9 protein-coding genes and 1 tRNA gene are annotated in these 10,476 nt (G+C 41.6%); 3 read left to right on the forward strand and 7 right to left on the reverse strand.

Translation table 11 applies throughout. The features are described from left to right. Positions 1-239: 239 nt before the first annotated feature. The gene (locus tag RBATCC27255_RS06325; RefSeq protein ID WP_101029233.1) at positions 240-764 is read left to right on the forward strand and encodes a helix-turn-helix domain-containing protein; all 525 of its coding nucleotides are present in this window, start codon (positions 240-242) and stop codon (positions 762-764) included. Positions 765-982: 218 nt separating this feature from the next. On the opposite strand, the gene guaA is transcribed toward RBATCC27255_RS06325, so the two are convergent. From guaA to RBATCC27255_RS06360, 7 genes are all read right to left on the reverse strand, one after another. Next, positions 983-2,536 (reverse strand): glutamine-hydrolyzing GMP synthase, encoded by a 1,554-nt coding sequence (gene guaA, locus RBATCC27255_RS06330; protein WP_101029234.1) that lies wholly within the window; start codon positions 2,534-2,536, stop codon positions 983-985. Positions 2,537-2,603: 67 nt separating this feature from the next. Further along, positions 2,604-3,881, reverse strand: a complete 1,278-nt coding sequence (locus RBATCC27255_RS06335) for an adenylosuccinate synthase (RefSeq protein WP_015523935.1) — start codon at positions 3,879-3,881, stop codon at positions 2,604-2,606. A gap of 84 nt (positions 3,882-3,965) precedes the next feature. After that, positions 3,966-5,402 (reverse strand): adenylosuccinate lyase, encoded by a 1,437-nt coding sequence (purB, locus tag RBATCC27255_RS06340; RefSeq protein ID WP_101029235.1) that lies wholly within the window; start codon positions 5,400-5,402, stop codon positions 3,966-3,968. A 17-nt stretch (positions 5,403-5,419) separates the two neighbouring features. Continuing rightward, positions 5,420-6,886 (reverse strand): amidophosphoribosyltransferase, encoded by a 1,467-nt coding sequence (gene purF / locus RBATCC27255_RS06345; RefSeq protein ID WP_101029236.1) that lies wholly within the window; start codon positions 6,884-6,886, stop codon positions 5,420-5,422. Positions 6,887-6,966: 80 nt separating this feature from the next. Next, positions 6,967-7,674 (reverse strand): phosphoribosylaminoimidazolesuccinocarboxamide synthase, encoded by a 708-nt coding sequence (gene purC, locus RBATCC27255_RS06350; protein ID WP_101029237.1) that lies wholly within the window; start codon positions 7,672-7,674, stop codon positions 6,967-6,969. A gap of 232 nt (positions 7,675-7,906) precedes the next feature. Beyond that, entirely contained in the window at positions 7,907-8,410 is a 504-nt protein-coding gene (locus tag RBATCC27255_RS06355; protein WP_101029238.1) for a hypothetical protein, read from the reverse strand. Positions 8,411-8,470: 60 nt separating this feature from the next. Continuing rightward, a tRNA-Leu gene (locus tag RBATCC27255_RS06360) sits at positions 8,471-8,557 on the reverse strand. A 222-nt stretch (positions 8,558-8,779) separates the two neighbouring features. Between RBATCC27255_RS06360 and pyrB the strand changes: the two genes are divergently transcribed. Both pyrB and RBATCC27255_RS06370 read left to right on the forward strand, forming a co-directional pair. After that, positions 8,780-9,847 (forward strand): aspartate carbamoyltransferase, encoded by a 1,068-nt coding sequence (gene pyrB, locus RBATCC27255_RS06365; protein ID WP_101029239.1) that lies wholly within the window; start codon positions 8,780-8,782, stop codon positions 9,845-9,847. Between the two features lie 10 nt (positions 9,848-9,857). Continuing rightward, complete coding sequence (locus RBATCC27255_RS06370; protein ID WP_101029240.1) at positions 9,858-10,448, forward strand: HdeD family acid-resistance protein; 591 nt, start codon at positions 9,858-9,860, stop codon at positions 10,446-10,448. Positions 10,449-10,476: the final 28 nt, after the last annotated feature.

Below are 10,476 nucleotides of genomic sequence, written 5' to 3' on the forward strand. Positions count from 1 at the left end.
ACTTTCTGACCGCATTCCGATTTGCCCGAGCGGATACACCATTACCGTGATGTATGACGGATATTCAGTTTTCGCAAACAACTTAACGCTATTTGCTTAATGATTATACTAAACATATTCCGTTATGTCAAGTGGTTTTCGTAAAAATATTAAACTTTTTTGTTTTATGTTACTTGACATATACTAAACATATATGATATACTGTTTGCACATTATATGAATAAGGGAGCGTAAATTTTATGGCAATCGGAGAGAGAATAAGGTTCTTTCGTAATCTTTGCGGAATGACACAGAAATATTTAGGACAGGTGGTCGGATTTCCCGAAAAAACCGCTGACATTCGTATGGCACAGTATGAATCCGGAAGTAGAACGCCTAAGGCTGATTTAACAAATAAACTTGCAGAGGTTTTCGATATATCGCCACAGGCTCTTTCTGTTCCTGACATTGACAGTTACATAGGGTTAATGCACACCTTGTTTACATTAGAGGACAGATACGGATTGACAATATTAAAGACTGAAAACGGTGTTTCAATGTATGCAGACCCTAAAAAAGGAACAGATGCTGCCGAGCTTTCAGAAATGCTCGCTGCGTGGGCTGAACAATCCGAGAAATATCATAACGGCGACATTAACCGTGACGAATATGACAAGTGGCGCTACAATTATCCGAAGTATGATGAAGCTTCCGGTTTTGTGAAAGTACCGTCACAGAATCTCAGCGATGCTATGGTTGAAGCGTTTAAGGATAAGTTAAAATAATTGCAAACGACAAAAACCCCGTACTGACTTTAATCCGTCAGTACGGGGTTTAATGTTAATATGGTATTTTTGCGAGCCACAAGATATTACTTTTTACTCACAAACCACTCGATACACACGATAAAGGGTACCGAGTAGAATCTTATCAAAATCTTATCAACGGGCTCTTCGAAAACCTTGAAACCCTTGATATTACTGGGGTTTCAGACTTTTTCAATTTATTCCCACTCTACTGTTCCGGGGGGTTTACTTGTTATATCATAGACTACTCTATTTACATGTTCAACTTCGTTGATGATGCGGTTGGAGACTCTGCCTAGGATTTCGTAGGGGATTTTTGCCCAGTCGGCTGTCATAAAGTCATCGGTTGTAACGGCACGGAGAGCGATGAGTTCGTCATATGTTCTTGCGTCACCCATAACGCCTACGGTTTTAACACCCGGGAGGACTGCGAAGAACTGGCTCATTTTATCTGCGTAACCGCACTTATCCATTTCATCACGAAGAATTGCATCGGCTTCCTGAAGAATACGAACCTTTTCGGCTGTAACTTCTCCGATTACTCGCACACCGAGTCCCGGACCCGGGAATGGCTGACGCCATACGAGGTCGTGCGGAAGTCCAAGCTTCTCACCTACTACTCTTACCTCATCCTTGAAGAGGTCTTTAAGCGGTTCAATTACACCTGCAAAATCAATATCTTCCGGGATACCAACCTGATTGTGATGTGTTTTGATTTTTGCGGCATCGCCTTTACCGCTTTCGATACGGTCGGGATAAATTGTACCCTGTGCAAAGTAACCCTCGCCGTAGCTTTCACGGATTTTGTTCCAGAACACCTTATAAAATTCTGTGCCGATGATGTGGCGCTTTTCTTCGGGTTCTTCAATACCTTTAAGCTTTGCAAGGAACTCTTCCTGACAATTAATGCGGACAAAGTTCATATCAAAAAGCTTTGTAAAGGTCTGCTCTACAAAGTCGCCCTCGTCTTTTCTCATAAGTCCCTGATCAACGAAAACGCAGGTAAGTTGTTTACCAACTGCCTTGCTGAGAAGTGCTGCGGCAACAGATGAATCTACACCGCCCGAAAGTCCGAGAACTACACCCTTGTCACCAATCTGCTCTTTAAGCTGTGCAACAGTTGTGTCGATGAAGCTTTCCATTCTCCACTCGCCCTTACATTCGCAAATATCATAAAGGAATGAACGGAGCATATCTTTACCGTTTTCTGTATGGTTTACTTCAGGGTGGAACTGAACACCATAAAACTTCTTTTCAGGACATGACATTGCGGCTACGGGACATGCATCCGTTGTAGCTGTAATGCTGAATCCTTCGGGAGCTTCATTGATATAGTCACGGTGACTCATCCATGAAATTCCTTCACTCTTTACGGATTTAAAGAGGATATCATTATTATTGTATCTTGTAACTGTCTTGCCGTACTCACTTGATGAATTGTCTGTAGCCGAAACAACATTGCCTCCGAGCGTGTATGCCATAAGCTGACAACCGTAGCAAATGCCGAGAATCGGGATTCCGAGTTCAAAAATTTCAGGAGTATAATGCGGTGATGACTCGTCATAAACGCTGTTAGGACCGCCTGTGAAGATAATGCCTTTTGGGTTAATGTCTTTGATTTTCTGAATATCAACGGTGTAAGGAAGAATTTCGCAATATACATTGCACTCACGAACTCTTCTTGCAATCAGCTGATTGTACTGACCGCCGAAATCAAGAACAATGACAGTTTCTTTTGTAGCATTGCTCATAGTAAAATTCCTTTCAAATTTAAAGAATACCGCACAGAGTTTGTGCGGTATTCAATTAATATTTTAATTATCTGTAAATAATATCGTTTCTGGAAGGACCGTTTGAAACCATTGTAATCGGCACACCGATAGCCTTTTCGGCAAATTCAATGTATTCACGGCATTCCTTAGGAAGCTTGTCATATTCTGTAATACCTGAAATTGAACACTTCCAGCCCTTGAGCTTTTTGAGGATAGGTTTGCATCTTTTAAGCTTTGTTGTTGACGGGAAGTAGTCAATTTCCTTGCCGTCAAGCTCATAACCTACACAAACAGGAATTTCATCAAGATATCCGAGAACATCAAGAACCGTGAACGCAACCTGTGTTGCACCCTGAACCATACAACCGTAGCGTGTTGCAACGAGGTCAAGCCAACCCATTCTTCTCGGTCTGCCTGTTGTTGCACCGAATTCTCCGCCGTCACCGCCTCTTCTGCGAAGTTCGTCAGCCTCATCGCCGAAAATTTCAGAAACAAATTCACCTGCGCCTACTGCACTTGAATAAGCCTTGACAACTGTGATGATTTCTTTGATTTCATACGGTGGAATACCTGCACCTACAGCACCGTAACCTGCGATTGTGTTGGATGAAGTAACCATAGGATAAATGCCGAAGTCAGTGTCCTTGAGTGAACCGAGCTGTCCCTCAAGAAGAATATTCTTTCCGTCTTTGAGCGCATTATGAACAAAAGTGAATGCGTCACCGACATAAGGAGCAAGAAGTTCCTTATATTCCATCAGCTTGTCAAAAACTTCCTGTTCTGTGATTTCGGGCTTGTTGTAGAGGTTTTTCAGAGTTGCATTCTTGATTTCAAGAGCGTGTCTGATTTTCTCTCTGAGTGAATCGGGATCATCATAAAGTTCATTGATCTGGAAACCGATTTTTGAATACTTGTCAGAATAGAACGGAGCGATACCGCTCTTTGTTGAACCGAAAGAATTTTTGCCGAGACGCTCTTCCTCATAGCAGTCAAATGCTACATGGTAAGGCATAACAATTTGTGCTCTGTCAGAAATAATAATGTTTGGCTCGGGAACTCCGCGATCTTTGAGGTGAGCCATTTCCTTAACGAAGTTTTCAACGCTGAAAGCAACACCGTTGCCGATTATATTGGTGATATTCTGATGGAAAACACCCGAAGGAAGCTGGTGAAGAGCAAATTTTCCGTAATCGTTGACTATTGTATGTCCTGCGTTTGCACCGCCTTGAAAACGAATTACGATGTCGCTGTCGTTTGCGAGAACATCGGTAATTTTACCCTTGCCCTCGTCGCCCCAGTTGGCACCTACAATTGCTTTTACCATTTTACAAAACTCCTTTTTGCAGACTCACGGTCTGCTGTAAATAAAATATATACTTGAACCAAAGGTTCGATTAAATCAGTCTAATTAAACATTGATTTCAGGCTTGTCAGACTCAACATCTGCGTACTTTTCAAGAACAGGCTTGATGCACTCGTTGAGGAAGTCCTCTGTCTGCTCTTTTGCTCTGCCTGTGTAGTTTTCAGGCTTGAGAATTTTTTCAAGCTCTTCAAGAGTAACGCCGAATGCCTCATCTGCGGCAATTCTTTCGAGAAGATCATTTTCGCCGCCTTCAACCTTGACTACTCTTGACGCAGCCATTGAATGCTCACGGATTTTCTCGTGAAGCTGCTGTCTGTCGGCACCGCGCTTTTTAACTGCATCCATCATAATATTCTCTGTTGCCATGAACGGAAGTTCTTTTCTGAGTCTTTGTTCAATTACCTTTGGATAAACGACAAGACCGTCTGCAACATTTGCATAAAGTGAAAGGATACCGTCAACTGCGAGGAATGCCTCCGGAACGCTGAGACGCTTGTTGGCGGAGTCATCAAGTGTTCTTTCAAACCACTGTGTGGCAGTTGTAAAGTAACCGTTGAGAACATCAACCATAACATATCTTGAAAGTGAACCGATACGCTCACTTCTCATTGGGTTACGCTTATAAGCCATAGCCGATGAACCGATCTGATTCTTTTCAAACGGCTCTTCAATCTCTTTGAGGTGCTGAAGAAGTCTGATATCATTTGAGAATTTAGCAGCTGACTGAGCAATTCCTGCAAGAACATTGAGGAACTGTGAATCAAGCTTTCTTGAATATGTCTGACCTGATACAGGGAAACAAGCCTTGTAGCCCATTTTTTCTGCAATCTTACGGTCAAGCATTTTGCACTTTTCGTGATCTCCGTCAAAGAGTTCAAGGAAGCTTGCCTGTGTTCCTGTTGTACCCTTTGAACCGAGAAGCTTAGCCTTTGAAAGCTGATACTCAACATCTTCAAGATCCATAAGGAGCTCCTGAAGCCAAAGAGTAGCTCTCTTACCTACTGTTGTAGGCTGTGCAGGCTGAAAATGAGTGAATGCAAGGGTTGGAAGAGCCTTGTATTCATCGGCAAACTTTGAAAGGTTGCGGATAACGGTGATAAGCTTATTTCTGATAAGCTTGAGTCCTTCTGTCATAATGATGATATCTGTGTTATCACCGACATAGCAGGAGGTTGCTCCGAGATGAATAATACCCTTTGCGTTCGGACACTGAACACCGTAAGCATATACATGTGACATTACATCGTGACGAACAATTTTCTCTCTTTCCTGTGCAACTTCATAGTTGATGTCTTCGGCATGAGCCTTGAGTTCGTCAATCTGCTCCTGTGTAATTGGGAGTCCGAGTTCTTTTTCCGATTCTGCAAGAGCAATCCAGAGTTTTCTCCATGTTCTGAATTTTTTATCAGGCGAGAAAATGTATTTCATTTCCTTGCTTGCATAACGGGCTGACAAGGGTGATTCATAAGTATCTTTTACCATTATTTACATCCTTTCAATTAGTTGTCCTTTTTATTGTTTTCATCGAAGTTCATTCCGCCGCGCTCCTTGCCCTTAAAGGTTTCTTTAGTGATAGGTGCGGGGTAATTACCCGTAAAGCAACCGTCACAAAAGCCTACGGGAGCGTTGTGAATCATCTCACGAAGTGACTCAACAGGGAGATATCCGAGGGAATCAGCCTTGCTGAGCTTTGTGATTTCTTCGATTGTATGGTTGCAGGCAATAAGTTCTCCTCTTGACGGAATGTCTGTACCGTAATAACACGGCCACATAAACGGAGGTGAACTGATACGCATATGTACCTCTTTTGCGCCTGCCTCTTTGAGCATTGTAACAATTCGGTCAACAGTTGTACCACGCACAATGCTATCATCAATAATAACAACTCTCTTGCCTTTGATTTTGTCGGCAATCGGGTTGAGTTTAATTTTTACGCTTTTCATTCGTTCCTTCTGACTTGGCTTTATGAAGGTTCTGCCGATATAGCTGTTCTTCACAATCGCCTTTTCATAAGGAATTCCGGATTCTTCGCTGTAACCGATTGCAGCGTCAATTCCCGATTCGGGAACACCGACAACCATATCAGCCTCAACAGGGTATTTTCTTGCAAGGATTCGTCCTGCCTGCTTTCTTGCCTCATAAACGCTTACTCCGTCAATAAAGGAGTCTGAACGGGCAAAGTAAATATACTCAAAAATGCAGAGTGCCTTTTTCTTATCGCCAAAGTCGGGTTTCATACTGCGGACACCGTTCTGGTCTACAATTACGATTTCACCCGGTTCAACATCACGGACAAATTCTGCACCGCAGGCATCAAGAGCCGCACTTTCACTTGCAAAAACATAGGAATCGTTGTACTTGCCCATACAAAGCGGTCTGAAACCGTGAGGATCACGAACCGCAATAAGCTTTCTCGGGCTCATAACAAGGAGCGAATAAGCTCCCTCAATTACCTGCATTGTTCTTGCAACGGCATCTTCAACAGAATGACATTTAAGTCTTTCACGGGCAATTACATAGCAGATAACCTCGCTGTCGATTGTTGTCTGAAAGATTGCACCGCGCTGTTCAAGACCTCTGCGGATTTCAAGCGCATTGGTAAGGTTGCCGTTATGGGCAATTGAAAGCGTACCCTTTACATAACGCATAACAAGCGGTTGTGCATTTTCCAGCACAGAACCGCCTGCAGTTGAGTAACGGACATGCGAAACCGCCATTTGTCCGTTGAGAGAATCAAGAATTTTGTTGTTAAAGACCTCGGTAACAAGGCCCATATCTTTGTGATAATCAATTACACCTTCGTCAGATACAGCGATGCCGCAGCTTTCCTGTCCTCTGTGCTGGAGAGCAAGCAAGCCGTTATAACAAGCGTATGCAGGGTTAATTGTGCCGTCGCTGAATATGCCGAATACTCCGCACTCTTCGTGCAGACCTTCTTTTGCAAAATTATCGAAAGAAAATTCCAAGGTGCCACCATCCGATTAATCAAAATAACTATCCAAAGTTTAATTCACATATCTTAATTCAAAAATTCACAATGTAGTTATTATGCAAGACCTACACGCTTCATCATTTCGGCATAAGCCTCTTCAACACCGCCCATATCACGACGGAAACGGTCCTTGTCGAGTTTCTCCTGTGTGTCCATATCCCAGAAACGGCATGTATCGGGAGAAATTTCGTCAGCAAGGAGAATCTTGCCCTTGTATCTGCCGAACTCAATCTTGAAGTCGATAAGATCAACATTGCACTGCTTGAAAAATTCAATCATAAGCTCGTTAATCTTGAAGGCCATTTCTGTGATTGTGTCGATTTCTTCCTTTGTAGCAAAGCCTGCTGCGAGGATGTGATATTCATTTACCATAGGATCGCCGAGTTCATCGTTCTTATAGCAGAACTCAAGAACAGGAGTCTTCATCGGTGTGCCTTCGGGAAGTCCGAGACGCTTTGAAAGACTGCCGGCAGCTTTATTTCTTAAAATTACCTCAAGAGGAACAATTTCAACCTTCTTGAGGACTGTATCTCTGTCGTTAAGCTCTTCAACAAAGTCTGTTGCAATGCCGTGCTTTTCAAGAAGCTTGAACATAAAGTTTGACATACGGTTGTTTACAACACCCTTGCCAACGATTGTGCCTTTTTTCTCACCGTTGAATGCAGTTGCGTCATCCTTGTAGGAAACGATGCAGAGATCGGGATCTTCCGTAGAAAATACCTTTTTAGCTTTTCCTTCGTAAAGTAATTCTTTCTTTTCCATAATCAAATCCTCCATAAAGATGCGGCTTTGAGCCGTAATTAAAAAACAATACGAGATACATTATAATATATAAATCAAAAATAAGCAACCGTATGAGAATTAAAAATAAAAAAATTGACGAATTTTTTTAAAAATTGCCTGTATCAAATAATTATGAAACAAAAATAATCTTAAACAGGGCATTTTTTGCAAAAGGAAAAGGAACAATACGGCGTGTATCGCTCCTTTGAAATTATAACCTGACTGTATTCTGCTTATTTCTGAATACGAAAAGTATTATCGGTCTAAAAAGTCCGAAGGTAAGGACATTTACCACTGTGAGAACATCCGAATATCTGACATTAAGATTTTTGAATATTTTATCGGCGATAATTACATCTATCACAAATGATGCAATGACACAAGCTAACAGGGCAATCAAGCCGATGATACCGATTTCCAGTTCAAAACAGAAAAACAGAACGGCAACGGTTGCGATTGAAAGGTTCAGCACACCTTCAATTATGCCTAAAGCCTTATTCCCTGCAATTTTACCGAGGAGATATTTATTATAAAACGGAATCCAAGCTGTACCGCTGTGCTTATAGTACAAGCTCTTGCACATACCCATTGCCGCAATGCTCTCAAAAACATAACTTACTGCAAAATAAATAATCAGCACGGCAATTACCGCTATAAAGAACACATACATAGCCGAAAGCATTCCTATTAAAAGCATAACGCTTATTCCGCCCATAATTATCGCCCTCCGAAATATACTAAAAAAGGACACTAACCCTATGAGTTAATGTCCTTTTGGTGCCGGTGACCGGACTTGAACCGGTACGGTATCGCTACCGGCGGATTTTGAGTCCGCTACGTCTGCCAATTCCATCACACCGGCAAATGCAATATGTATTATACAATACAAATCGTAAAAAATCAAGTTAAATTTTTAAAATTTTTCATCTGATAGAATTAAAGTTACTTTGGAAATTAACGCTGATAAAACTAATACCGGAATCGGCAAAATTGTTTTATTCTTTATTCCCATTTTTCTTTTAAGTATATATAAACACAGAAAATTTTGATAAAATAGAAAAAATTGCAGAAAGCTGTGTTATTTATGTTCGACAAAAATTTAATTGATTTATCGGTTATGTCTACCGAGCAGATTGACAAAATTATCAGAAAAGCTAAAAAGATTATGCAGAGTCCTGCCGACTACCGACACGCCTGTGACGGCAAGATTCTTGCTACTTTATTTTATGAACCGAGTACAAGAACACAGATGTCATTCCAGACAGCCATGCTCAAACTCGGCGGAAGAACAATCGGTTTTGACAACCCGATGAATTCTTCTGTTTCAAAGGGTGAAAGCCTTAAAGATACAATTACAATTGTGGGCGAATATGCCGATATTATTGCAATTCGTCACCCTGTTGAGGGTACTGCCGCTGCGGCATCTCTCTATGCAGGTGTTCCCGTTATCAACTGCGGTGACGGCGGTCACCTTCATCCAACTCAGACGCTTGCCGACATTATCACTCTCAGCTGTGAAAAAGGCAGACTTGATAACCTCAGAGTAGGTGTATGCGGTGACCTTCTCAACGGCAGAACAGTTCATTCGCTTATCAAGACACTTGCAAAATATCCGAACAACAGTTTTGTACTTATCTCAACAAAGGAACTCAGCGTTCCGCTTTATGTTATTGACATTCTTGAAAAGAACGGCTGTAAGTATGAAATTTCACATAGCCTTGCAGATGCAATTACCGACCTTGATGTTCTTTATATGACAAGGATTCAGCGTGAGAGATTTGCAAGCGAAGAAGATTATCAGGCGCAGAAAAATGTTTTTGTTCTCGACAAAGAAAAGCTTGACAAAGCAAGAGAAGATATGATTATTCTTCATCCGTTGCCGAGAGTAAACGAAATTACGGTTGACATTGACGATGACCCGAGAGCGTTGTATTTCAAACAGGCTCAGTACGGTATGTACGGCAGAATGGCACTTATTCTTCTGCTTTTGCAAGATGATGAGTTTTTTGTTGAAAACAGACCGTTTGTTGTATCGAATCATCACTGCAACAATCCGAAATGTATCACACAGCAGGAGCCTTATCTTCCAAACCTCAGCTACGAAAAGCTTGGTATGGTAATGTGCGGTTACTGCGACAAGAGAATAGACTGAGGTGTATTAAATGAGTGAACATAAGAAAAAGAAAAATCCGGCGGCTACTATGATGATGACCTCTCTCGCCTATATCGTACTCGGCATTGTGACGGTTGTCTTTCCGCAAAAGGTGCTTGATGTATTGTGCTATGCACTCGGCGGTGCGATGACTGTTTATGGACTGTTCAACATAATTTCTTTCTTTGTTGACAGAGAAGGCGGAATGTACTTTGAACTTGTAATAGGCGTTATTTCAACCGGATTCGGTATATTTGCTTTGTTTTCACCCACTTCAATTGCGGCAATAATCAATATTCCGATTGGCATTATCATTATTGTTGACAGCATTATGGATATGAAACATTCGCTCACGCTGAGATCGCTCGGTATGAAAAAATGGTGGATTCCGTTTATTATAGCAATTGTAATGATTATGTTCAGTCTTACAACAATTTTCTTTACAAACATTTTCGGCGCATTGCTTATGATTGCACTCGGAATTGCGCTTATTTATGAAGGTGTTTCGGGATTTTCGCTTATTATTCTGCTCAGCCGTTATCACAAAGAATACGACCGCAATCAAAGAATGATTGATGCAGAAGCAACCGATATAAACTGAATATGATTAAACCGTCCGCAGATTTTAC

The sequence above is a fragment of the Ruminococcus bromii genome, from assembly GCF_002834225.1.
GTDB classification, from domain to species: Bacteria; Bacillota; Clostridia; order Oscillospirales; family Acutalibacteraceae; genus Ruminococcoides; species Ruminococcoides bromii.